This window comes from Alistipes sp. D31t1_170403_E11, from assembly GCF_015553985.1.
Classification (GTDB): Bacteria; Bacteroidota; Bacteroidia; order Bacteroidales; family Rikenellaceae; genus Alistipes; species Alistipes montrealensis.
This window is the reverse complement of sequence record NZ_JADNHQ010000001.1, coordinates 40826-64576: the sequence shown is the minus strand read 5'-3', so window position 1 is coordinate 64576 and position 23751 is coordinate 40826. Positions and strand designations below refer to the sequence as shown.

Annotated in this window: 24 protein-coding genes, 1 tRNA gene and 1 riboswitch; of the genes, 11 read left to right on the top strand and 14 right to left on the bottom strand. The window is 58.1% G+C overall.

Annotated elements, in window-relative coordinates:
* Positions 1–16: 16 nt before the first annotated feature.
* Positions 17–2005: a tetratricopeptide repeat protein gene (locus tag I2E69_RS00280; RefSeq protein ID WP_195458158.1), complete on the bottom strand. Its 1989-nt coding sequence runs from the start codon at positions 2003–2005 to the stop codon at positions 17–19.
* 43 nt (positions 2006–2048) lie between these two features.
* A complete protein-coding gene (gene era, locus I2E69_RS00275; RefSeq protein ID WP_195458157.1) occupies positions 2049–2930 on the bottom strand; it encodes a GTPase Era in 882 nt (293 codons plus the stop codon).
* Between the two features lie 174 nt (positions 2931–3104).
* On the opposite strand from era, the gene I2E69_RS00270 reads away from it, so the two are divergent.
* Positions 3105–3722: a nitroreductase family protein gene (locus I2E69_RS00270; protein WP_195458156.1), complete on the top strand. Its 618-nt coding sequence runs from the start codon at positions 3105–3107 to the stop codon at positions 3720–3722.
* Between the two features lie 45 nt (positions 3723–3767).
* On the opposite strand, the gene ffh is transcribed toward I2E69_RS00270, so the two are convergent.
* Positions 3768–5099, bottom strand: a complete 1332-nt coding sequence (ffh, locus tag I2E69_RS00265; protein WP_195458155.1) for a signal recognition particle protein — start codon at positions 5097–5099, stop codon at positions 3768–3770.
* Between the two features lie 220 nt (positions 5100–5319).
* Between ffh and I2E69_RS00260 the strand changes: the two genes are divergently transcribed.
* The gene (locus tag I2E69_RS00260; protein ID WP_195458154.1) at positions 5320–6036 is read left to right on the top strand and encodes a hypothetical protein; all 717 of its coding nucleotides are present in this window, start codon (positions 5320–5322) and stop codon (positions 6034–6036) included.
* A 6-nt stretch (positions 6037–6042) separates the two neighbouring features.
* On the opposite strand, the gene I2E69_RS00255 is transcribed toward I2E69_RS00260, so the two are convergent.
* The gene (locus I2E69_RS00255) at positions 6043–6618 is read right to left on the bottom strand and encodes a DUF4294 domain-containing protein (protein ID WP_195458153.1); all 576 of its coding nucleotides are present in this window, start codon (positions 6616–6618) and stop codon (positions 6043–6045) included.
* 131 nt (positions 6619–6749) lie between these two features.
* On the opposite strand from I2E69_RS00255, the gene I2E69_RS00250 reads away from it, so the two are divergent.
* The gene (locus I2E69_RS00250; protein ID WP_195458152.1) at positions 6750–7124 is read left to right on the top strand and encodes a thioesterase family protein; all 375 of its coding nucleotides are present in this window, start codon (positions 6750–6752) and stop codon (positions 7122–7124) included.
* Between the two features lie 34 nt (positions 7125–7158).
* Here the strand turns inward: I2E69_RS00250 and nhaD are convergent, their stop codons facing one another.
* On the bottom strand, positions 7159–8505 hold the full coding sequence (gene nhaD, locus I2E69_RS00245; protein WP_195458151.1) for a sodium:proton antiporter NhaD: 1347 nt from the start codon (positions 8503–8505) through the stop codon (positions 7159–7161).
* Positions 8506–8649: 144 nt separating this feature from the next.
* Between nhaD and I2E69_RS00240 the strand changes: the two genes are divergently transcribed.
* A tRNA-Gln gene (locus tag I2E69_RS00240) sits at positions 8650–8720 on the top strand.
* A 55-nt stretch (positions 8721–8775) separates the two neighbouring features.
* On the opposite strand, the gene I2E69_RS00235 is transcribed toward I2E69_RS00240, so the two are convergent.
* The 3 genes from I2E69_RS00235 to I2E69_RS00225 all read right to left on the bottom strand — a co-directional run bounded on the left by I2E69_RS00235 (position 8776) and on the right by I2E69_RS00225 (position 9551).
* Positions 8776–8976: a hypothetical protein gene (locus I2E69_RS00235; RefSeq protein WP_195458150.1), complete on the bottom strand. Its 201-nt coding sequence runs from the start codon at positions 8974–8976 to the stop codon at positions 8776–8778.
* 12 nt (positions 8977–8988) lie between these two features.
* Positions 8989–9240: a GlsB/YeaQ/YmgE family stress response membrane protein gene (locus I2E69_RS00230; RefSeq protein WP_195458149.1), complete on the bottom strand. Its 252-nt coding sequence runs from the start codon at positions 9238–9240 to the stop codon at positions 8989–8991.
* Positions 9241–9302: 62 nt separating this feature from the next.
* Positions 9303–9551 carry a TIGR03905 family TSCPD domain-containing protein gene (locus I2E69_RS00225; RefSeq protein WP_195458148.1) on the bottom strand — a complete coding sequence of 83 codons (249 nt, stop codon included), beginning with the start codon at positions 9549–9551 and terminating at the stop codon, positions 9303–9305.
* Between the two features lie 109 nt (positions 9552–9660).
* Positions 9661–9861: riboswitch (cobalamin riboswitch) on the top strand.
* A gap of 48 nt (positions 9862–9909) precedes the next feature.
* On the opposite strand from I2E69_RS00225, the gene I2E69_RS00220 reads away from it, so the two are divergent.
* Both I2E69_RS00220 and nrdG read left to right on the top strand, forming a co-directional pair.
* The gene (locus I2E69_RS00220; RefSeq protein WP_195458147.1) at positions 9910–12297 is read left to right on the top strand and encodes an anaerobic ribonucleoside triphosphate reductase; all 2388 of its coding nucleotides are present in this window, start codon (positions 9910–9912) and stop codon (positions 12295–12297) included.
* A gap of 312 nt (positions 12298–12609) precedes the next feature.
* Positions 12610–13095, top strand: coding sequence for an anaerobic ribonucleoside-triphosphate reductase activating protein (gene nrdG, locus I2E69_RS00215; protein ID WP_195458146.1), 486 nt, complete (start codon positions 12610–12612; stop codon positions 13093–13095).
* 54 nt (positions 13096–13149) lie between these two features.
* Here the strand turns inward: nrdG and yajC are convergent, their stop codons facing one another.
* The 3 genes from yajC to I2E69_RS00200 form a co-directional block, all read right to left on the bottom strand.
* Positions 13150–13470: a preprotein translocase subunit YajC gene (yajC, locus tag I2E69_RS00210; RefSeq protein WP_195458145.1), complete on the bottom strand. Its 321-nt coding sequence runs from the start codon at positions 13468–13470 to the stop codon at positions 13150–13152.
* A gap of 74 nt (positions 13471–13544) precedes the next feature.
* A complete protein-coding gene (locus tag I2E69_RS00205) occupies positions 13545–13958 on the bottom strand; it encodes a DUF1573 domain-containing protein (RefSeq protein ID WP_195458144.1) in 414 nt (137 codons plus the stop codon).
* A 14-nt stretch (positions 13959–13972) separates the two neighbouring features.
* Positions 13973–14908, bottom strand: coding sequence for a transcription antitermination protein NusB (locus I2E69_RS00200; protein ID WP_195458143.1), 936 nt, complete (start codon positions 14906–14908; stop codon positions 13973–13975).
* 173 nt (positions 14909–15081) lie between these two features.
* Between I2E69_RS00200 and I2E69_RS00195 the strand changes: the two genes are divergently transcribed.
* The 3 genes from I2E69_RS00195 to I2E69_RS00185 are packed head-to-tail and all read left to right on the top strand — an operon-like array spanning position 15082 to position 17419.
* Positions 15082–16353 (top strand): NAD(P)/FAD-dependent oxidoreductase, encoded by a 1272-nt coding sequence (locus tag I2E69_RS00195; protein WP_195458142.1) that lies wholly within the window; start codon positions 15082–15084, stop codon positions 16351–16353.
* Positions 16354–16358: 5 nt separating this feature from the next.
* A complete protein-coding gene (locus I2E69_RS00190) occupies positions 16359–16871 on the top strand; it encodes a hypothetical protein (protein WP_195458141.1) in 513 nt (170 codons plus the stop codon).
* On the top strand, positions 16868–17419 hold the full coding sequence (locus I2E69_RS00185; RefSeq protein WP_195458140.1) for a cob(I)yrinic acid a,c-diamide adenosyltransferase: 552 nt from the start codon (positions 16868–16870) through the stop codon (positions 17417–17419). Before I2E69_RS00190 ends, I2E69_RS00185 begins: the two co-directional genes overlap by 4 nt.
* Positions 17420–17524: 105 nt before the next feature.
* Here the strand turns inward: I2E69_RS00185 and I2E69_RS00180 are convergent, their stop codons facing one another.
* On the bottom strand, positions 17525–17746 hold the full coding sequence (locus I2E69_RS00180) for a DUF2795 domain-containing protein (protein ID WP_009597992.1): 222 nt from the start codon (positions 17744–17746) through the stop codon (positions 17525–17527).
* A gap of 375 nt (positions 17747–18121) precedes the next feature.
* On the opposite strand from I2E69_RS00180, the gene I2E69_RS00175 reads away from it, so the two are divergent.
* Positions 18122–20128 (top strand): hypothetical protein, encoded by a 2007-nt coding sequence (locus I2E69_RS00175; RefSeq protein ID WP_229095291.1) that lies wholly within the window; start codon positions 18122–18124, stop codon positions 20126–20128.
* Positions 20129–20161: 33 nt separating this feature from the next.
* Here I2E69_RS00175 and I2E69_RS00170 read toward each other — a convergent pair whose 3' ends face one another.
* Together I2E69_RS00170 and I2E69_RS00165 are read right to left on the bottom strand one after the other, a co-directional pair.
* Positions 20162–20926 carry a class I SAM-dependent methyltransferase gene (locus I2E69_RS00170; protein WP_195458139.1) on the bottom strand — a complete coding sequence of 255 codons (765 nt, stop codon included), beginning with the start codon at positions 20924–20926 and terminating at the stop codon, positions 20162–20164.
* Positions 20913–21761, bottom strand: a complete 849-nt coding sequence (locus tag I2E69_RS00165; protein ID WP_195458138.1) for a S1 RNA-binding domain-containing protein — start codon at positions 21759–21761, stop codon at positions 20913–20915. Before I2E69_RS00165 ends, I2E69_RS00170 begins: the two co-directional genes overlap by 14 nt.
* Positions 21762–21934: 173 nt before the next feature.
* On the opposite strand from I2E69_RS00165, the gene I2E69_RS00160 reads away from it, so the two are divergent.
* Complete coding sequence (locus I2E69_RS00160) at positions 21935–23746, top strand: CocE/NonD family hydrolase (protein WP_195458748.1); 1812 nt, start codon at positions 21935–21937, stop codon at positions 23744–23746.
* Positions 23747–23751 lie beyond the last annotated feature (5 nt).

The window sequence follows — 23751 nt, the reverse complement described above, 5'->3', positions numbered from 1 at the left end:
TTTGTTTTTGTTTGAGTTAGTTATCCAGTGATGCGTAACGTTTCAGCACCTCGTAGGCTTCGGTGATTCCGAGTTCGCCGGCTTTCGAAATGTCGAGACAGCCCTTGCGGGTGTCCTTCATGAATATCTGGATGATGCCGCGGTTGTAGTAGGCCTCGGCAAATGAGGGGTTGAGTTCGATGGCCTTCGAGTAATCCTCGAATGCCTCGGGCAGGCTGCCCGACAGGGCCAGCAGGTTACCTCGGTTATAATAGGCATAGGCGAAGTCGGGGAAGAGCTTGATGGCCTTGATCAGGTCGGCCACCGCCTCGTCGTAGCTGTACGTGCGTTTCGAATTGTTGTTCAATCGGTTGGCAGGGTCCGAGTCGATCGTGATCCGCTGGTAGGAGTTGTCGATCGACGAGATGAAGTCGATCATCTCGGCGCGCGTCGTCGAACGGTTCAGGTAGAGGAACGGGTTCGACGGGTTGAGTTCGATGGCCGACGAATAAGTGCTCACCGAGTTGGTGTACTGCTTGATGAGCGACTGTGTGACGGCGCGTTCGAAGAGCACGGTCCACGAAGGCTCGCTGGTCTTGAGTTCCTGCACATAGTGCTTGTCGAGCATCACGAGCGTATCGGGCGCGATGTTGCTTTCGCGGCACGACAGGGTAAGGTATTCGTTGTCGATGCGTTTTTTGAAGTCGTCGACACGCTGGAGGTGGTAGGGCTTGACGGCGGGAACCGAGTCGGGGCGCATCAGCGTGAACTTGAACAGCGGCAGCAGGCGCATCTCCTCGTGGCCGCCGTTGTGGCCCGTGATGCGGTCGAAACCGCCTCCGGCGAACTTGCTGTCGAACGACAGCAGGCGGTCGAAACGCTGCGTCGTGTCGGCATAGATCGAATAGGTGCTGTCGCTCAGGCGCGACTTGTATTCGGCGATTTTCCGCTGGGCGATATTGCGGTCCTCCTTGGCTCCCTGCGGGTCGCGCAGCAACTCGCGCAGGCGGCTGCGGTAAATGTAGGCGTTGGCGAAATCGGGGTAGAGTTTGATGGCCGACGAGTAGTCCTCCACGGCGCGTTCGATCTCACCCAGTTGGGCAAAGACGCCCGCACGGTTGTAGTAAACCAGCACGTTGTTGGGCGAATAGAGCGCCACTTTGTCGTAGTCCTCCAGCGCACGGTTGTAGTCGCCGATCTGCGTGCGCAGCATCGCGCGGTTGAAATAGGTCAGCGAGTTGGTCGAATCGAGCTGGATTACCTTGTCGAAATCGGCCAGGGCCTGCATCGGACGGTTGGTCGACGAGTAGACCAATGCGCGGTTGAAATAGGAGAGTAGGTAAGCCGAGTCGCACTCGATGGCCTTGTTGAAATCCGCTTCCGCTTCCTTGTACTGCTCCTGTTGGAGGTGCAGTCCGCCGCGGCGGTTGTAGCCGTTGGGGTTTTCGCGGTTAGTGCGTATCGCGGTGTTGAAATTCTCGTAGGCCCGCGTGGTGTCTTTCAGGTGCAGGTAGCTCAAGCCCCGGCAGATGAATGCGTCGGCGACCTTGTTTTCCTGGCGGATGAATTTGTCGAAGTCGTCGATGGCCTCTTTGAACTGCTGGTTCAAAAGACGCGTCACGCCGCGGCTGTAATAAGGACCCGGCAGGTCGGGGCGCAGTTCGATCGCCTCGCGGAAATCCTGCAAAGCATCGTCGTAATTGCCCAGGCGCGAACGCGTAATAGCGCGGTAGGTGTAGGCTTGCGTGTAGACGGGATTCAGGCGGATAGCCGTCGAAAAATCGTCCTCGGCGCCCAGCAGGTCGTCGAGGTTGTATTTGGCGATACCGCGCAGGAAGTAGCCTTCGAAAGCGTCTTCGTCGAAACGCAGCAGGGTATTCAGCGTGCGGATGGCCTCCTGGTAGTCGTTGTTCATCATGCACGACCGGCCGACCCAGAAGAAATATTCCCGGTTGTACTGTGCATAGGTTTTCGTGCCGCACAGCAGGGCGGCCCCCAATATGATTCCGGCGATGAGTTTCCGCATGCTGACTGTTTTTGCTCTTTTAACGGGCTTTTCGTGCGATTTATTATTCCTGTTCGTATCCGAATCGGCGTAACTGGCGCTCGTTGTTGCGCCAGTCGTCGCTGACCTTGACGAACAACTGGAGGAAAACCTTCTTGCCGAGGAACTGTTCCATGTCTTCGCGCGCCGTCTGGCCGACCTTCTTCAGTTTCTCGCCCTTATGGCCGATCAGGATGCCTTTCTGCGAGTCGCGGGCCACGTAAATCGTCGCGGCGATACGGTCGATCGTCGGTTCCTCCTTGTAGCTTTCGATTTCGATCTCACAGCAGTAGGGGATCTCCTTGTCGTAGAATTTGAGAATCTTCTCGCGGATGATCTCCGAAGCGAAGAAGCGCAGCGTTTTGTCCGTGAGCGTGTCCTTGGGGTAGAACGCCGGGCCTTCGGGCAGCAGGCTGAGGATGGTCTTGAACAACCCTTCGATGTTGAAATTCTCCTTGGCCGACGTGGGAACGACCTGTGCCCCGGGAATTTCGGCCTGCCATTTGTCGACCAGTGCGTCCAGGGCCTCGGGCGTCGTGAGGTCGATCTTGTTGATGACCACGATCGTCGGGATGCCGCTTTGGTTGATGCGTTCGATGATTTCGGCCGAGCGTTCGCTCCGTTCGACGGTGTCCGTCACGTAGAGGATCACGTCGGCGTCGGTCACGGCGCCCGTCACGAATTTCATCATCGACTCCTGGAGTTTGTACGAAGGTTTCAGGATGCCGGGCGTATCGGAATAGACGATTTGAAAATCTTCGCCCGAGACGATGCCCATGATGCGGTGGCGCGTGGTCTGCGCCTTCGAGGTGATGATCGAGAGTTTTTCGCCGACCAATGCGTTCATCAGCGTCGATTTACCCACGTTGGGGTTGCCGATGATATTTACGAAGCCCGATTTATGCATAGTTGATGTTGTGTCAGGGGCGTTTTTTAGCTATTACGTGCAAAGGTAACGATAAAAACAGACCCCTGCAAACGCGGGAACGATTATTTGCCCCGTAAATTTGCCGTTTAGACCGCCGGGGTTTCATTTCGGAAATTTTTCCGTTATATTTGCCGTAACCGCAATACCGAATTTATGAATATGCCGAAAATTTTCAACATGGTCCCCGGGATCGTCCTGACGATCCTGCTGGTTGTCTCCTGCGGCGGAAGCTCTTCCAATGCCGGACAGGCGGTGCTGGATGCCATTTCCGCGCGCACCAGCATCCGCGCCTACCAGGACCGCCCGGTGGGCGCCGACACGGTCGAACTGTTGCTGCGCGCCGCGATGTCGGCCCCTTCGGCCCGCAACCGCCAGCCGTGGGCCTTTATCGTGGTGGATGACAAGGACATGCTGCGGCAACTGGCCGACTCGCTGCCTTATGCGCAGAGCGCCGCTGCGGCTCCGATGGCGGTCGTGGTGTGCGGCGTGCTGACCGAGTCGCAGGGTGCGACCAATGCCGGGTGGTGGGTGCAGGATGCGGCGGCCGCTTCGGAGAACCTGCTGCTGGCGGCCCATGCCGTCGGGCTGGGGGCTGTCTGGACGGGCGTGTATTCCTACGAGGATCGCGTGCGTGCCGTTCGCAACGTGCTGGGGCTTCCCCGCCACGTCGTGCCGCTCAACGTGATACCGATCGGTTATCCGGCCGAAAATCCTGCTCCCAAGCAGAAGTGGGACCCCGCAAAGGTCCGCCGCAACGGCTGGGCCGAGTAAAAAAATCCCCGGAACGGCGTTCCGGGGATTTTTGTGTGATCGGGTTTATCGGCGCATCATGCCGCCCGGCATCTTGGGCATCTTCATGCCGCCGCCTGCCACGGCTTTCATCATCTTGCGCGTGTCGTCGAACTGCTTCATCAGTCGGTTCACGTCGGCCATCGTCGTACCCGAACCCTTGGCGATGCGTTCGCGGCGGCGGGCGTTGATGATCTCAGGGTGCTTGCGCTCCGAAGGGGTCATCGACGAGATGATCGCCTCGGTCTGCTTGAAGACATCGTCCGGAATATCCACGTTCTTGAGCATCTTGCCCATGCCCGGGAGCATCGAAGCGAGGTCCTTGAGGTTACCCATCTTCTTGATCTGCTGAATCTGCGAAATGAAGTCGTTGAAATTGAACTGGTTCTTCACCAGTTTTTTCTTCAGCTTCCGGGCCTCTTCCTCGTCGAACTGCTCCTGGGCGCGTTCCACGAGCGACACCACGTCGCCCATGCCCAGGATTCGGTCGGCCATACGCTCGGGGTGGAACACCTGCAAAGCGTCCATCTTCTCGCCGCTTGAAATGAACTTGAGCGGTTTGTTGACTACCGAACGGATCGAAATGGCCGCACCGCCGCGGGTGTCGCCGTCGAGCTTGGTGAGGACCACGCCGTCGAAGTCGAGGCGGTCGTTGAACTCCTTGGCGGTGTTCACGGCGTCCTGGCCCGTCATGGCGTCCACGACGAAGAGCGTCTCCGAAGGCTTCACGGCGGCCTTGATCGCCGTGATCTCCTGCATCATCGTCTCGTCCACGGCCAGACGGCCCGCGGTGTCGACGATCACTACGTTGTAATTCTTCTGCCGGGCGTATTTGATACCGTTTTCAGCGATCTGCACGGGGTTTTTGTTCCCCTCTTCGGTGTAGACTTCTACGCCGATCTGCCCGCCGAGCACCTTCAACTGGTCGATGGCCGCAGGACGGTAAACGTCGCCCGCTACGAGCAGCACCTGGCGGCCTTTCTTGCTCTTGAGCAGCGAGGCCAGTTTGCCCGAGAAAGTCGTCTTACCCGAACCCTGGAGACCCGCGATCAGGATTACCGCCGGAGTACCCTCCAGCCGGATGTCCGTGGCCGTGCCGCCCATCAGTTCGGCCAGCGCGTCGCGTACGATCTTGGTCATCATCTGGCCCGGTTTGACGGCTTTCAGCACGTCCTGGCCCAGGGCCTTCTGCTTCACCTCGTCGGTGAAAGTCTTGGCTACCTTGTAGTTGACATCGGCGTCGATCAGTGCGCGGCGAATCTCCTTGAGTGTCTCCGCGACGTTGATTTCGGTGATGCGGCCCTCGCCTTTGAGGATTTTAAACGACCGTTCGAGTTTATCTGTTAAATTTTCAAACATATACTGTGAAATTTTGCCCGCAGAGACCGTACAGGCCGGGATGCTGCGGCCGGTTTTTCTGACCTTGCCGGGCGCCGTCCGTCTGAGCCGGGATTAATTCCCGGCAAAGATAGGCAAACAGAATGAAAAAATAAAGCTTCGTGAATTAAAAATTGCCCCATGTACCGACGTTGTGCGCTTTTTTATACCTTTGACGACGGACCTAACCGAATTACATGCAATGAAGAGACTCCTTGTCTTCCTGCTGCTGGCTGCCGCGACCGGGACAGCCGCAGCGCAAACCCTCGTCTATCCCGGCGAGCACGAGATGCCGCCGTCCCCGAAGACGTTCGACAATGAACTGGGCGTGCGCTATGGGGCGCAAATCTATGTGGGCGACGGGCGGGGACCCGAGTTGCAGGCCTTTTCGATCGACTATGCCCGTTATAATTTTTACAACATCGGTTTCAGGACCGGGCTGAACGTCTTTATCGACGAGGACGCCAACGACTATTTCTCCGTGCCGCTGCAATTCACCTGGCGGACCAGGCACTTTCGTGCGACGGGATATGCGCTCGAAGACCGGGGATATTACTATAACCACGAATATTACCCCGACGACAGGTCGGCGGACGGCAGTTATTTCCTCAATGCGTTGCTCTCGATTCTGCCTTCGGCATTCGAAGTGCATGCGGGTTTTACCCCGGGACTGATGTGCGGGCCGTTTACGACCGAAGGCTATTCGACGACCGACCCTTCGTGGCGGCCCTATACCGTCCGGCAGCGTTTCTCGTGTACGTTCGACGTAGGAGCGCGGCTGATTATTCCGATCTGGCGTTTCAACCTCTTCGGCGACTTCACCTACCATTGCTACCTGACCGACAATTTCCGCGCCGGGGAGTTTCGTCCTTCGCGTTCCTACATGGGACTGGGCGTGGGCCTGTCGTTCAATTTTTAGGGATTTTTACCGGATCAGTCCGGCCTCGTAATAGATGATGATCTGCTCGATCATCCTGTCTTCGCCGTCCTTGTCGTATTCTGATTTGAGGTTTTGGCCGAAAATTTTCGAAATTCCCTGCCAGAATCCCGCCACGAAGCCGCCGCGGAACTCCCGGAGCACTTCGTAGGCGGTGTATTCCGTTTCGCGGTCGATGAGTTTCAGCAGCACGCGGCCCTGCGTGCGGGTCATGTGCTTCAGGACAGGCGTATATTCGTCCTTGATCTCCTGGTAGATTTGCTTGATATACTCCTTCTGGGCCTTTTTGGTCGGCAGGCGGCACAGCTCCTCCTCCATCGTCGCCATCTTGGCTTTGGCGATTTTGGCAATGGGGTAGACCTTCTTCACGGCGTCCACCAGCCGGCGGTAGCGTCGCAGGTCGACCGGACGGCTGAAAACGTATACCGGCAGTATGTGGACCAGCGGAATGGAATCGCCCTTCTCGACCGTCCACTCCTGATGCCAGAAGCCACGGCCGCCCTGCGCCTGCGCTTCGGGAAGCGCCGCGACGAGTACGATGAGCAGGAAGAGCCACTTTTTCAATGTCTGTGAAATTTTGTTACCTTTGCAACTATGTCCGGGGCGGCCCTGCGGGGTTTTGCATCCGGTTTGCACAGCCTATGCGGCAAAGATAACGATTCAACCGAATAAACGAATTGCAAACGAATAATATTATGCTTGAAAAAGGACTTTCCGCCCGCAGCGCCGCAACCGTCGCTGCCGGTAATACGGCCGCCGCGATGGGTTCGGGCGACCTTGCCGTTTTCGCCACTCCCGCGATGGTGGCGCTGATGGAAAATGCCGCCATGACGGCTGTGGCTTCCGCGCTGCCCGAAGGGTCGACCACCGTCGGCGCCGAGATGAACGTCACGCATATCAAACCCTCGGGGCCGGGGGCCGAAATCACGGCGACGGCCGTGCTGACCGAGATCGAGGGGCGCAAACTGACCTTCAACGTGGGAGCCCGCGATGCCGGGGGAATGATCGGCGAAGGCATTCACATCCGCTACATCGTCGACCGCGAAAAATTCATGGCCAAATTGGAATAAGAAAAAAGCTCCTCGCAACGAGGAGCTTTTTTTATCAGAGGCCGATCAGCATGTGTTCGAGCCAGATGACCGCGATGCCGGCCACATAGCCGGCCAGGGCCAGGAGGCTTATTTTCCGGAAATACCAGCCGAAATTGATCTTTTCGAGTCCCATCGCCACGACGCCCGCCGCCGAGCCGATGATCAGCAGGCTGCCGCCCACGCCGGCGCAGAAGGTCAGCAGATGCCAGAACAGGCCGTCCTCCACGAAATATTGTGCGAATGCCGGATCGACGCTCGCCGCCACGGCAGCGGCGTCCGCTACCGGGTACATACCCATGCAGGCCGCAACCAGCGGCACGTTGTCCACCACGGACGAGAGCAGGCCGATGGCGCCCGCGATGGTGAAGACTTCGTGTACGGTCTTGTCCAGCCAGTCGGCCATGTCGGTCAGCACGCCGCCCGTTTGCAGGGCGGCTACGGCCATCAGGATGCCGAGGAAGAAGAGGATCGTCGGCATGTCGATGTGCTTCAGGGTCTTGGAAACACGCGGCTGGATCGACGCCTCCATGTTGCGGATGCTGCGCTTGCGGTCGTAGATGATTTCGGAGAGCACCCACATGAATCCCAGCGACACCATCATGCCCATGTAGGGCGGCAGGCCCGTCAGGCTCTTGAATACGGGGACGAACAAGAGGCTCAGCACGCCCGTGACGAGCATGAATTTGCGCAGGCGCGGACCGATGCACTCGGGGCATCCTGTCGCAAGGGCCTTGGAGCTGACCGGTGCGGCTTCCGTGTTGTGGATGTAGCGGCAGGCGATGGCCGTGGGGATGACGACCGACACGAGGCACGGCAGGAAGAGGTTGGCGACCAGATTTGCCGCCGAGACGTTGCCGCGCATCCACAGCATGATGGTCGTCACGTCGCCGATGGGCGACCATGCGCCGCCGCTGTTGGCCGCGATGACGATCACGCTGGCGAAAATCCACCGCTCCTTCTTGTTGGCGATCAGCCGTCGCAGCAGCATGACCATGATGATCGTGGTGGTCATGTTGTCCAGGGCGGCCGACATGAAAAAGGTGATGATCGCCAGCAGCCACATCAGCTTGCGCTTGTTGCGCGTGGTAATATGGTCGGTGATGACGTTGAACCCGCCGTAACTGTCTATCAGGTCCACGATTGTCATGGCCCCGATCAGGAAAACGAGGATTTCGCAGGTGTCGCCGAGCTGCTCCACCAGTTCGGACTGGATTTTGGGATCGTTGCCCAGCAGGCTGAAAACCGTCCAGATCGCTCCGGCCATCAACAGGGCGATGGCCGATTTGTCGATCCTGGTTTTGTGCTCCAACGCGATGAAGAGATAACCCACCACGAAGAGCAGAATCATTGTAGCTATCATATTTATATGTTTCTTAGAAAGTCCGTTAGCCGCAAAGTTAATAAATTACCGGGCATCGCGGCTGCCGGATGGGGCATTTTTTGTGTCTCGGATTGGTTTTTGCGATTTTTTGTTTATCTTTGCACTCGCTTTCGAGCGAATGTTTGAGCTGTGGTGTAATGGTAACACAGCAGATTTTGGTTCTGTCGTTCTGGGTTCGAATCCCGGCAGCTCAACAAAAAAAGGTGGTTGTATAACCACCTTTTTTGTTGAATAGGACATGTCGCCGGACTAGTTGCGCACCTTTTCGCGCACCCGGTCGGCAGCGGCCGTAACGGCTTCTTCGGCCTTGTCCGCGGCGCGGAGCACACCTTCTTTCAGTTTGTCTTCGGCTTCCGCCGCGCACTGTGTCGCATCGTCGAGTTTTTCGCCGAAAAACTCCATCGTCTCTTTGGCCTGATCGGCCGCCTGGTCGATTTTCTGGTTTTTCATAGGTTTGTTGGTTTAACGAATCTTGCGGTGGGAGATGAGCGCTGCGATCCATAACAGGATGATCGAGCCGATGACGGCTGTCGCCAGGCTGGCCAGCGTACCGACGGGAACCCATCCGAAAAACGAGAAGAGCCAGCCGCCCAGCACGCCGCCGATGAGTCCGACGATCAGGTTGACGAAAAGCCCTGAGCCCCCGCCTTTGACGATCAGGTTGGCGATCCATCCGGCCGCCAGACCGATCAGCAGATACCATAAGAAATACATAGTTTTGCAATTTAGGACGCTGGATTGAGCACAAAATCCGTACCCGATTCGGCGGCCGTCTTTTATAAAGTCTTTTTCAGCGCTTTTGCCAACTGATCGGGACACGAGGTCCCGCGCCCGCGGCAGTCGATGCCTTCGAGCCGTGCGACGGCTTCCGCGGCCTTCATCCCGCGTACGAGCGCTGCGATTCCCTGCTGGTTGCCGTGGCAGCCGCCCGTAAATACGACGTTGCGGACGATGCCATCTTCGATCTCGATGTCGATTTGCCGCGAGCAGGTTCCCAGGCAGGCGTGCGATATTTTCTGTGTCATGGAGTTACGGTTTTTCAGTTTGATAGTGCAAAGATACGAAACTCGGAACCTTTCACAAAATGTTGAAAACTTCTGTCTCCGGAATTTTGAAAGTCGGGGAATAATGGGGACTTTTGTCATCCGCAAAGGTGTCCTCCGCCCCGGCGGGACGGAGGAGAAGAGGGAATCGGGTGCGAATCCCGGACAGTTCCCGCTGCTGTATGCACTTTATGCCGCAGGCAAATCGTCGAGCCACTGTTCCGTCGGGGACGGGAAGGCTGCCTGAGGGTCGGTGCGAGTCAGAAGACCTGCCTTTGCGCATGCGATGCGGACCCGCGGGGCAACGGGGCCGATTGTGAAACGTATATACTCAATTACAATGGATTACACGCAAATTTCCATCATTAAACGTGATGGTAAAACCGAGCCTTTCTCCTTGGAGAAAATCGTCCGCGCCATTACGAAGGCCTTTCGCGCGGGCGGCATAACGGATGAAGAGCAGGCTGTCGCACAAATCGCCTCCGATGTGGCGGCTGCGATTACGAAGGCCGAGATTTCGGTCGAAGAGATTCAGGACATGGTCGAGGAGCGGCTGATGAAGCGCAACCCTTCGATCGCCAAACGTTATATTATCTACCGGGAGTGGCGCAACGTTGAGCGCGACCGCCGTTCGTCGATCAAAGGGGTGATGGACGGCATCGTGACCGTCGAGAAAAATGATATCAACCTCTCGAATGCCAACATGTCGTCGCATACGCCTGCCGGGCAGATGATGACCTTCGCGTCGGAAATTACTAAGGATTATGCCCTGAAATACCTCGTGGGTGTGCGCCACGGCCGTGCCCACCGCGACGGGGATATCCATATCCACGACCTGGACTACTATCCCACCAAGACCACGACCTGCATCCAGTACGATCTGGGCGACATCTACGAACGGGGCTTTGCGACCAAGAACGGCTCGGTGCGCACGCCGCAGTCGATCCAGAGCTACGCCACGCTGGCCACGATCGTCTTCCAGACCAACCAGAACGAACAGCACGGCGGGCAGTCGATCCCGGCTTTCGACCATTTCATGGCCCCGGGCGTGCTGAAGACCTTCCGCAAACACCTGACCGATATGACGCTGTTCCTGTGCCAGGTAACCGGGGCGTGCATGCCCGAACGTGCCGCGCTGAAGGCGCTTGTCGCCGAACACGTGCCGACGATCGAACCGTGCGAAGCCGCAGTGGGCCGCTTGTTCGCCGCCTTGCGCGAATCGGGCGTGGAGGTTGCCGACGAGGACATCCGCCGCATCTGGAAACAGGCCTACGACACGACGCGTAAGGAGACGCACCAGGCGATGGAGGGATTTATCCACAACCTCAATACGATGCACTCGCGCGGCGGTAACCAGGTGGTGTTCAGCTCGGTGAATTACGGTACGGACTTCTCGCCCGAAGGCCGCATGGTCATCCGCGAACTGCTCTCCGCCACGATCGAAGGCCTGGGGCACGGCGAAGTTCCGGTCTTCCCGATCCAGATTTTCAAGATCAAGGAGGGGGTTTCGTGGTCCGAGGAGGATTATGCCGCAGCCGTTAAGGATTTCGACAAGGCGCTGGCCGGGGAGATCGCGTTCAAGACTCCGAACTTCGACCTGCTGATCGAAGCGTGCCGTACGACTTCCGTGGCGCTGTTTCCCAACTTCATGTTCCTCGACGCGCCGTTCAACCGCCACGAAAAGTGGCGTATCGACGATCCCGACCGCTTCCGCTACGAGGTGGCGACGATGGGATGCCGTACGCGTGTCTTCGAGGACCTGCACGGTGAAAAATCGTCGTGGGGGCGCGGCAACCTCTCATTTACGTCGATGAACCTGCCGCGGCTGGCCATCGAGGCGATGCGCGAGGCCGAAGATATGATTCCCGACGGCAACAAACACGCGATCCGCAAGGAGGCGCGCGAAATTTTCCTCGAATCGGTGCGCAAGACCGCGACGATGATGGCCGAGCAGCTCTACGAGCGCTACCAGTTCCAGCGTACGGCACTGGCGCGGCAGTTCCCGTTCATGATGTCGAACGATGTCTGGAAGGGCGGCGGCAAGTTGCAGCCCAACGACGAGGTGGGCGACGTGCTCAAGCACGGCACGCTGGGCATCGGTTTTATCGGCGGCCACAATGCGATGGTGGCGATCTACGGCGAGGGGCATGCCGCTTCGAAGGAGGCGTGGCAGACGCTTTACGACGCTGTGGCGGTGATGAACCGTGTGGTCGATGAATACAAGGCCAAATACGAACTCAACTATTCGGTACTGGCGACTCCGGCCGAGGGCCTGAGCGGACGCTTCACGCGCATGGACCGCAAACGTTATGGCGAGATTCCGGGCGTCACCGACCGCGACTACTACGTCAACTCGTTCCATATCGACGTACGCGAACCGGTCTCCATCGTCGAGAAAATCCGCCTCGAAGCGCCGTTCCACGCCATCACGCGCGGCGGGCATATCACCTACGTCGAACTGGACGGCGAGGCGAAGAAGAATCCCGTGGCGATCCTCAAGATCGTGAAGGTCATGCAGGACGAGGGGATCGGCTACGGCTCGATCAACCATCCGATCGACACCTGCCGCAAGTGCGGCCATCGCGGCGTGATTTACTCGAAATGCCCCGTCTGCGGTTCGGACGACATCCTGCGTATGCGCCGCATCACGGGTTACCTGACCGGCAGCCTCGAATCGTGGAACTCGGCCAAGCAGGCCGAAGAGCGTGATCGGGTCAAGCACCGGTAATTTCGATTCTCACTGGCATCTTTTGCACTTCCCTTGCGGGGCGAAACAGTCACATACGCTTGTATGCTCCTGCTTCGCCCCACTTCACGAAGCCCAAAACCTGCTCTGCGATAATCGAAATTGGCGGACCCCTATCCGCCCCCTTAAAATCAAAATTCACCCGGCGGAAGGATTCTTTTTTTGCCGCCATCTCCGGTCGCGTGCGGCAAGTCCCCGCCTAAGGCGGGGATTTAGGGGTGGGTCGGATTTGTAAACACGGCGGGACGCCGTGAATCGAGACCAACGGAGTTGTATTCATGTTATGAAAACGCAATGGATTTATTAAGAATTATCGCCACCTACCCCGAAACCATCTCCGACGGTTACGGGCTGCGCTATGCGATCTATTTCGCGGGTTGTGCGCACCATTGCCCCGGCTGTCATAATCCCGAAAGTCATGATCCCCGCCGGGGCGAACCGCTGACCGTGGAGTGGGCCGAAAATATCTGCGCGGCGATCGCCGCGAATCCGATCCTCGACGGTGTGACGCTCAGCGGCGGCGATCCGCTGCTGCGGCCCGAACCGATGGCTGCTTTCCTGCGGCTCGTGAAGGAGCGCACGGGGCAGAACGTCTGGTGCTACACGGGTTATACGCTCGAAGAGTGTCTTGCGGACCCGGCCCGGCGGGAGTGCCTGCGGTGGATCGACACGCTGGTCGACGGACGTTATGTCGAGGCGCTGCGCGATCTGTCGCTCGACTTCCGGGGAAGTTCCAACCAGCGGATTATCGACATCGGGGCGCTGAAACTGTTCGGATAGACACAAAAAAAGAGCTGCAAATACTTGCAGCTCTTTTTTATACGTGGGTTACCTCTACTGGCGCTGGAGGTCCGAATTGTCGGCTACGACCATGTTCTTGTCGATGCGCAGCGTGACGTTGCCGTCGACCTCGATCAGCAGGGTAGTCTCCTTGATCTCCTTCACCACACCGTAGATACCGCCGGCGGTGATGATCTTGTCGCCCTTTTTCAGCCCTTCGCGGAACGACTGCATCTGCTTGCGGCGCTTGGCCTCGGGACGCCACATGAAGAGCCAGAGAACCAGCACCATGAGGCCGATCATAATTACGAAACTGTACTGCTGCATGAATCCCGGCTGGGGCTCTATGGGTGCTGCCTGAAGAAAATTAATCATACTGTTATTCTGTTTTAAGTGTTTATTTCAGTGAACGAAGCAAAGATACAAATTATTGCCGAATAAACAAGTATTTATTCGACATCGGCTTCGACGAGCAGCCGCAGGGGGTGCTGAGCTCCCGCCAGCGTGATGTCCAGGACCTTGAGCTGCCAGCCCCGTTCGCCGCGCGAATCGAAGGTGAGTTCCACCTGGCGGGCATCGCCCGGTGCAATCGGTTGTGAATCAAATTCGAGCGTCGTGCATCCGCAGTTGCGCTGATAGGAGGTGACGGCTACAGGGCGGCTCGAGTCGTTGGCCAGCCACAGGCGCAGCACGGCGATTTCACCCGAGCCGAGGCGTCCGAAACGCACGGTGTCCGTACCTCCCGTAGTGAGAATCGAATCCGTTAGCGAGATAATCCGGCCTTTGCGTTCGACTGCGCGGGGGCGTATGCCGCATGCCGCGGTGAGTGCCGCCAAGGCGAGAATCACGAGCGCGCGGGTCATGGACAGGCGTGGGGTTAGATCAGGCCGCGCCCGGTCTTCTTGATGCGTCCTTCCGCCGTCAGCGATTCGACGATCTTGTCCAGTACGCCGTTGATGAAGGTGCTGCTGCCCGGGGTGGAGTAGTATTTCGAAATCTCGATCCACTCGTCGAGCGTCACCTTGACCGGAACCGACGGGAACGAAGTCAGTTCGGCCATCGCCGTCCCGATGATCAGGTTGTCCATAAAGACGATACGCTCCACGTCCCAGTTCGAAGTGAATTTCTCGATGTAGTCCTGGTAGGAGGAGTAGTTGACCAGCGATTTTTCGAACAGCGTCTTGACGAACTCGGGGTCTTCGCTGCTCTTGAACTTCGCGGGAACCTTCAGTTCGGTGTGCGAAGGACGCAGGTTCGAAAGCGTGCGCAGGATCATGATCACGATATAGGGAAGGTCGTCGGTCCAGAGGATCGACATCTCTTCCAGTATGTCGTCCAGCGCTTCGCAGCTCTGCAACTCCTTGAAGAAATCTTCGAGCAGCTTCTTGTCCTCGTCGAACGAGCGCTCTTCGCGCGCCATGTAGTCCTTGTAGTATTCGCTCTCGGTGAGCTGCGTGTAGAGCGTACGGATCAGTTCGGGATATCTTTCCCAGCCCAGTTTGCGGGCCGCCACACGGTCGTTCACGGCATCGCTGTTGGCGATGACGCGGATCACGGCATTGTCCACGAACTTGGTGTTGGGGTTGAGGTCTTCGAATGTCGGCAGTTTTTTCTGTTTGGCCAGCTCCTGGCGTTGCTCGGCGTAACGCGCGATCTCCACGGGAAGAATCAGTATCTGGAAATAGAGGTCATAGGCCTTGTCGACGGATGCCATCAGTGTTTTTTCCGACGCCATCATGTTGTCTGCACCCGATTTGAGATGGGCGAACAGCGCCTTGACGACCTTTATACGGAGTAATCTTCTGCTCAACATTTCTTTTAGAACGATTTTAACGGCTGCAAAGGTAGTGAAAAGCAAATTAAAAATGAAAAATTAAAAATTAAAAATTAGCAATCCGGGGTAGTCGGCCATTTCGCGGGAGTTTTTGGATGTTTTTGATTTTTAATTCTTCATTCTTCATTTTTAATTCCTAATTTTGCACCCGTATGGAAGAATTGGAAGAAAAACAGCCTTTCGACGTTATCGTCATCGGGGCTGGCGCTGCGGGCATGATGGCCGCGGGCACGGCGGCGCGCAACGGCAAGCGCGTGCTGTTGATCGAAAAAATGGAGAAATCGGGCCGTAAGGTCCGCATCACCGGCAAGGGTCGCTGCAACGTCACCAACGCGCGGCCGGCCGAGGAGTTTGCCGATCAGGTGCGGGCGAACGCCGAGTTCTTCAAGGTTGCCTTCTCGGAGTTCAACAACCGGGCGGCGATCAAGTTTTTCGAACGCGCAGGCGTGAAACTCGAAATCGAGCGCGGCGACCGGGTTTTCCCCGAGAGCGGCAAAGCCTGGGACATCGCCAATGCCCTGTTGGAGTTTTGCGTCGATAACGGTGTTAAAATCATCTACAATACGCGTGTTACGGAGATCATGACCCTCGGGAGCAAAGTCTTCGGCGTGAAATATATCAACCGGCGGGGCTTCGAACGCAAGGAGGAGTGCGGGCAGGTGATCGTCTCGACGGGCGGTGTTTCGTATCCTGCGACCGGATCGACGGGCGACGGCTATACGTTCGCCGCCGATTTGGGGCATACGATCGAGTCGCTGCGTCCTTCGCTGACGCCGCTCGTGACCTCGCACGCCCTGGGTCGTTCTCTCGACAAAGTGCTGTTGCGCAACGTGAAGGCGATCCTTTACGTCGATAACGAACCTGTGCGCGAGGAGTTCGGCGAGATCGGATTTTCCGAACGCGGCATCGAAGGGGCCGTGGCGCTGCGCATGAGCCGCGATGCGGTGGACGCGCTGATCGACGAGAAGCGCGTGAAGTTGGTTCTCGACCTCAAATCTGCGCTGACCGAGGAGGTGCTGCACGAGCGTATCGCCCGTGAAATTGCCGAACTGCAACCCACGGATTTCTTCGGGGAACTGTTGCGCAAATTGGTTCCCAAGCCGCTGGTGATGCCGTTGGCGCAGGAATTGGACATCCGGGCGAATTGCTACGTCAGCAAACTCACCGAAGAGCAGATTATGCGGCTGGTCCGTACGCTCAAGGGACTGACTTTCCCGATTACGGATTATGCGCCGTTCGAATACGCCGTGGTGACGGCCGGCGGCGTGCGCTGCGACGAGGTGAATCCTTATACGATGGAGTCGCTGAAGGTCAAAGGATTGTATTTTGCCGGCGAGGTGCTCGACATCGACGCCAACACGGGCGGTTATAACCTCCAGATTGCTTTCTCGACGGGCCGTCTGGCTGGAATGCTCAAACAATAGCGGTTATGAAGATCGGCGGACATCCCATTTCCATCAGGCTGCCCGGACGGGTTTCCGAACTGCGCAACCGCCTCTCCCGCGCCCGCTATTTCCGCGGCCACGGAGTCCATTCGCCGTTCGTTTACGAGATCGTGCGTCGCGTATTCATGTGCGACGGCCTGCTGCCCGGCGACCGGGCTTTGTACGAAGCCCTGCTTGCTGCGGGCGTTTCCCGCCGCCGTGCCGTGCAGTTGCAAAACCTGATGATTCATTGCGGTTACACGACCTTTGGCGTGAATCGTGCGGATGCGGAACTCTGCATCGCAACGCGCGACCTGCCGCGGGCCGCAACGCTCGCCCTGGTGCGTGCGGCGGCTGAAGCGGGACATACCGTGGCGCTGATGTCGCCTTACGACGGCTGCGAACGCCAGGCGTTGTGCGGACAGATCGTCGCGGGACACTCTTCGACGACGGTCGACAACCGCGGTTACCTGCTGATTTTCAACAACCATTTGCCGAAACAACATTTCAGGATATGAAAGTATACACGAAAACGGGAGACAAGGGGATGACTTCGCTCATCGGCGGTGAGCGGGTCTTCAAAACCGACGAACGGGTCGAAGCCTACGGCTCGGTGGATGAACTGGCGGCTTTCACGGCGCTGCTGGCCGACAACATGCGTGCCGATGCTGCGCTGACGGTCGATGTCGACGACCTGAACCGCATTCTTTCGCGGCTGATGTCGGTCGAGGCCCTGCTGGCGGTGGGTGAGTCGGGGAGCGACAAGGTCGCCCCGCTGGCTCCGGAGACTATTTCGTGGCTCGAAGAGCGTATCGACGCCCTGCAGGAGAATCTCAAACCGATCGACAAATTCACGATTCCCGGCGGAAACGCCGTCGTGTCGATGTGCCATGTTTGTCGCACAGTCTGCCGCCGCGCCGAACGCGCTGCGCTCCGCGCCGACGCCAAATACGGCGTCGATCCCACGGTGCTGGTCTGGCTCAACCGCCTCTCGGATTATTTCTACCTGTTGGGACGCTCGCTTACGGCCCGTTATGCCGTGGAGGAAGTATTGTGGATTCCCTGACTTCTGATTCCGGGAAACGCTAAAACGACGGCGGAATGATTCTCAGATCGTTCCGCCGTCGTTTTTAACTTTATTATTCTGAGGCGATTATCCTCAAAATTCTTTTTAGTACTCCTCCTCGTTGAAGAAGAAGTCGTCTTTGGAGGGGTAGTCGGGCCAGATATCTTCGATGGATTCGTAGATTTCGCCTTCGTCTTCTATCTCCTGCAGATTTTCGAGCACTTCAAGCGGCGCACCCGAACGTACCGCATAGTCAATTAATTCATCTTTTGTCGCGGGCCAGGGAGCATCCTCGAGCTTCGATGCCAGTTCAAGCGTCCAATACATAGTCACAATTTTTTAAGTTCCCAATAATCAACGGATTAGTAGCCTCAAAGGGTTGCTAGCCCGTTATGACTAGTTTGCAAAAGTATAAAAAAAACGAGAAAAACAAAGAAAAATCATCAAAACATCGTATATATATTGCTACATCGTTAGTAATCACTGTATTATGGAATGTAATAACCCGGCGGTAAATTGCCGCAAAAGGTTTTAGTCCTTTTAATAGAGGTATTCGTGGAATTGTATCATTGCCGGGGTTGATGGACCCGGTTCGGCCGGATATAGTTCGGCGCTGTTTTGCAGACTTGTTTTTTTATCGTACTTTTGTTATAATTCGAAACCTTGATTGTTCTTTAACTGAAACCCGAAAACTGAAACCCGATGACCCGAACTTACCGTTTTTTCCTGCCGCTTCTGTTTTGCCTGGCGGCGCCCGCTCTTGCCGGGGCCCAAACCCGCTGGGAGATTGTTCCCGACAGCACGGCTATCGTGTGGAACGTCCGCGAGGGCGATTCGCACCGGGACCATATCGAAATGAGCGGCCTGAAGATTTCCGCCGTCCTGCGCTACGGAGTCGAAGCCGACGGTAGTTTCCGGCTCGACCGCAGTATCGTGTGGCCGATGCTGCGCACTGTTCCCAACAATACGCACGGTTCGCTGATGCGGCGTTTCGGGTGGGATATTCCCCGGATGATCACGGTCAACGAGGCCCTTTTGCAGCAGGAGAGAGTGCGCCGGATCGTGCTCGACGGCACAATGACCGTCGAGAGCGACTGGACCGCCGCCAAGGGCACGCTTTCGCTGACGCGTATCCTGTTCCCCTCGGTCGATGCCGCTGCTTTCTGCGAAAAATATATTCTGAAAAATACGGGTAAAAACCCGCTTTACGTCGAAATTCCCCGAGCCCGTTCGGTAATCCGGACGGAGCCTGCGAAGGGCGTGGAGGGGAGCTATGAACTGGTTGCCGAAATTTGCGGCGACACGGCGCTGATGCTCGCCCCGCAGGCGGAGGTGGCTTTCGAAGCCTTTTTCAGCGGCCGCAAGCCCGCTGAACAGGCTTTGGCGCTAAGCGCTGACGCCGAATATGCCAAACGTCGTGCATTGGTCGCGGAATGGCAGCGCAACCTGGTGTTGGAAACTCCCGATCCGGTGATCGACGCCATGTTCGCCTTTGCGAAAATCCGTGCTGCCGAAAGCATTTACGACACCAAAGGCGGCCTGATGCACGGTCCCGGCGGAGAACGTTACTATGCGGCGATCTGGGCCAACGACCAGGCCGAATATATCAATCCGTTCTTCCCCTTCCTGGGTTACGAAAAGGGCGATCGCTCGGCGCTCTGTTCGTTCGAGCATTTTGCCCGTTATATGAACCCTGATTACCGTCCGATTCCCAGTTCGATCGTCGCCGAGGGGGACAGTTTCTGGAATGGCGCCGGCGACCGCGGCGATGCGGCCATGATCGCTTACGGTGCAGCCCGTTATGCGCTGGCGCGCGGCGACGCCGCCGAAGCGGCCCGGGTGTGGCCGCTTGTGGAGTGGTGTCTGGAATACTGCCGCCGCCAACTGACCGGCGACGGCGTCGTGGCCTCCGATGCGGACGAACTGGAAGGCCGTTTCCCGGCCGGAGATGCCAACCTGTGCACCTCGTCGCTCTATTACGATGCGTTGCTTTCGGCCTCGATGCTGGGGCGTGAACTGCATAAGCCTGCCGGACAACTGGCGGCGTATAAACGCGAAGCCGCTGCCCTGCGGAAGAATATCGACCGCCATTTCGGCGGAATGGTCGAAGGATTCGACACCTACCGTTATTATACGGGCAACGATCTGCTGCGTGCGTGGATCTGCATTCCGCTGACTGTCGGTATCGACGAGCGCAAAGAAGCGACCATTGAAGCGCTCTTTTCCCCGAAACTGTGGACCGATAACGGCCTGCTGACCCAGTCGGGCGACAAAACGTTCTGGGACCGTTCGACGCTTTATGCACTGCGCGGCGTCTATGCCTCGGGCGCGACCGAAAAGGCGACCGATTACCTTTCTTATTATTCCCGGGCGCGCCTGTTGGGCGACCACGTTCCCTACGCCATCGAAGCGTGGCCCGAAGGCGCCCAGCGCCACCTGTCGGCCGAGAGCGGACTCTACTGCCGCATCCTGACCGAAGGGGTGTTCGGAATCCGTCCGACGGGCCTCCGGTCGTTCACGATGACGCCGCGCCTGCCCGCCGCATGGAACCACATGAACCTGCGCAACGTTCGGGCGTTCGGTTCGGCGTTCGACATCGAAGTCCGCCGTGCGGCGAAGGGGCTGGATGTCTCGGTGACGCAAGGAGGTAAAATCCTCGTCCGCAAGACGATTCGCGCGGGGCAGAGCCTCGGGGTGAAGTTGAAATAAACGAAAAGGGAGGTTTTTGAAAACCTCCCTTTTTTATTTCGTTGCGACGTAAAACAGGTCGAAGCACTTGTCGTCGACTGGCTCGACGGCGTAGTCGTCCATGCGGATCGAGGTCGTCAGGCCGGTGTTCTTTTCGAGGAGCTTGCGGCGGTTCATCCGGTTGAGGATGTCGTAGGGGAGTTGCAGCATCCAGCGCGGCAGGCGGTGCTGCAGGTCGAGGATGTCGAAACGGGTGAAGCGTTCGACGCTGCGGCGGTTCTCTTCGTAATAGTCCATTACTTTCTTATTGCCGAAGACTCCGAGGGTTTCGACTTCCGAAAACCGGGTGGCGAGCAGCCTGCGCAACTGCTCGGGCGTGTACTCGCGTACGTGCCACGGGTTGCGGGTGAGCGACATCGGGGCGTTGGGGGTCGTCACGATGAAGCGGCCGCCCGGACGCAGCACCCGGTATACTTCGCGCACGAAAAATGCGTCGCGTTTGATATGTTCGATTACCTGGAATGAAATCACGCAGTCGAAACTCTCGCCCGGAAAATCCAGCGGCGGAACCACGGCCCGACGGAACTCGACATTGGCGTGGTCGAGCAATTCTGGAGCAGGAGCGTGCTTGTCGATGGTGACGAACCGCCGGGCCTGGGGCGCCACGACTTCGATGCCGTAGCCGGCTCCGGTCCCGATTTCGAGCACTTCGCCCGCGATGCGTTCGGCGGCGGCGTGGTAGGCCAGCAGCGAACGCTGGAATACGAAATTGTCCGAGGCTTCGGCCGAAACGCGTTCGGCGGTGTTAATCTTCGCCATGTTCCCGGATTTTTATGCCTTTTTCGCCGATTTCGACCTCTCCGCGTTTGAGGAGCATGCCCAGCGAACGTTTAAAGACTTTCTTGCTGGTTCCCGTCAGGCGCGTCACCTCTTCGGGAGCGCTGTCGTCGTTCAGGGGCAGGAAGCCGCCGTTGTCGCGGATCAGTTGAAGCAATACCTCCGCGGAGTCCTTCACCTGCGCGAATCCCGTCTGCTGGAGGCTTACGTCGATGCGGTTGTCTTCGGTGATGCGGCTTACATAGCCCTTCAGGCGGTCGCCGACGGCTACGGGGCGGAAAATCTGGTTGCGGTAGATCATGCCCCAGTGACGGTTTTCGATAATCACCCGGAAGCCGATTTCACTCTCCGAAGCCACCAGCAGCGATACCTCCTGCCGGGGTTTCACCGTAATCAGGTCGTTGTTGATAAAACTTTTGAGTTTGGTCGTGGCTACGCAGCGGCCCGTGATGTTGTCCTCGTAGAGGTAGACGATGTAGCTGTGTCCGGGCAGGATGCCGCCCTGCTGGTTACGGTTGGGAAGGAAGAGGTCCTTGCCGTGGAGTCCCCAGTCGAGGAAAGCCCCGTGGGCCGTCTTGTCCACTACGCGCAGGTAGCCCGCTTCGCCTTCGCGCAGCAGCGGCGTTTCGGTAGTCGCCACGAGGCGGTCCTCCGAATCGTGGTAAAGGAAAACCTCCTTCGCATCGCCGGCCTTGTCCGTCAGCGAGGTGTAGCGGTTGGGAAGCAGAACTTCGTTCTGCTCCTCGTCGGCGAGGTATAGTCCGTATTCCGATACGCGGCTTACGGTGAGGGTTTGTGTGCGTCCTGCTCTGAGCATTGTCGTCCTGGATGAATTAATACGGTGCAAAAGTACGTTTATTTTCCTCCGAATCCAAACTTCGCAGGCCGCTTCGGCGGAGGATGTGGTCCATTTGGCCGGTTGCAGAACGAAAGTTTTGCGGATTGGCCGAAAAACGTTATCTTTACAAAACGTAAAATTCGCTCGAAATGATGAACTTCCGCCGATTCCTGGCCCTGCTCTGGGTTGGATTGCTGGCTGCGGCCGCGGTGTGCGCCCAGCCCGTCAGTACGCTTTACGACAAGGCCGAATACCGCATCGCCATGCGCGACAGCGTGCACCTGCACACCACCGTCTTCACGCCCAAGGCTCCCGGCAAGGCCCCGATGATTATTTTTCGTACCCCTTACGGTACAGGACCTTACGGCGAAGGCCGGTTCCCCGGCGGGTTCGAGACGGGTTACATGCGCAGCTATGTCGACCGCGGTTATATCATCGTCCAGCAGGATGTCCGGGGACGCTACATGAGCGAAGGCGAGTTCATGCACATCCGCCCTGCGGGTTTCGGCGATGTCGATGAGACTACGGACAGCTTCGACACGGTGGACTGGCTGGTGAAGCATATCCCCGGCAACAATGGCCGCGTGGGTTTCGCCGGGGCGTCCTATCCGGGTTTTTACGCCCTGATGGGCGGACTGAGCGGCCATCCTGCTGTGAAGGCCGTATCGCCGCAGGCTCCTGTCACCGACTGGTATATGGGCGACGACGTACACCACAACGGCGTGCTGATGCTGAGCGATGCCGTGCGTTTCCTCAATTCGATGAACACCCCTCCGGGACATACGCCGACGGACCAGATGCCGAAACGCCCGCTGACGACTGCCCCCGACGACCGTACGTTCTTTCTCGAACAGTATCCGACGCTGGCCGACCTGACGAAGCTGTTGACTCCCAACGCTTTCTGGGACGAGATCGCCCGGCATCCCGACTACGACGAGTGGTGGCGGGCACGCGATACCCGCCGGGCCTGCTACAACATCCGTCCTGCGATGCTCGTCGTGGGCGGTACGTACGACGCCGAGGATTGCTATGGGGCCTGGAGCCTTTATAAAGCCGTGCTGCGGCAGAGCGCCCGGACCCCGCTTCACCTGGTCGTAGGGCCGTGGGCGCACGGGGCATGGCGCGGCGACGGCCGTTCGCTGGGCGATTTCAACTTCGGCGAGGAGGCCTCCGGGGCCTACTACATGGAGCATTTCGAAGCTCCCTTCTTCGACTGTTACCTCTGGGCGCGCGATACGGTCGACCGCCTGCCGCCCGTGGCGGTTTTCTCCTCGGGCGACAACCGCTGGCGCACGTTCGAGCGGTGGACGCCTCCGCAGGCCGATAAACTGACCCTCTACCTGACTGAGGGCGGCCGTATAGCCACGCAAAAACCGACTGCCAAAGCCTCGTCGACGAGTTATACCTCCGATCCTTCCGATCCCGTGCCGTACATCGCGACTCCCGGGACGCGGCGGCCCAAGGAGTATATGATTGCCGACCAGCGGTTCCTCGAAGGGCGCAACGACGTGCTGACGTTCGTGACCGAGCCGCTTACGGAGGATATGACCCTCGCCGGTCCGGTCGAGGCGGCGCTGGAAGTGGCGCTTTCGACCACCGACGCCGATTTTATCGTGAAACTGATCGATGTTTTCCCCGAAGAGGGCGAAAAGGCGGGCATGCAGATGCTCGTCCGCGGCGACGTGGCGCGCGGCCGTTACCGCGACGGTTTCGCACGGCCGAAAGCTTTCGTGCCGGGCAAGCCCGAGACCGTGCCGCTGCGTACGACCGACATCGCCCACACTTTCCGCGCCGGACACCGCATTATGGTGCAGGTGCAGAGTTCGTGGTTCCCGCTCACGGAGCGCAATCCCCAGCAGTTCGTCGACCTGTGGAGCTGTGCCGCGTCGGACTTCGTACCCTGCCGGGTGACGCTCTTCCACCAGCGCGACCGCGCTTCGTCGGTTACCGTCTATAAACTCTGATTCCG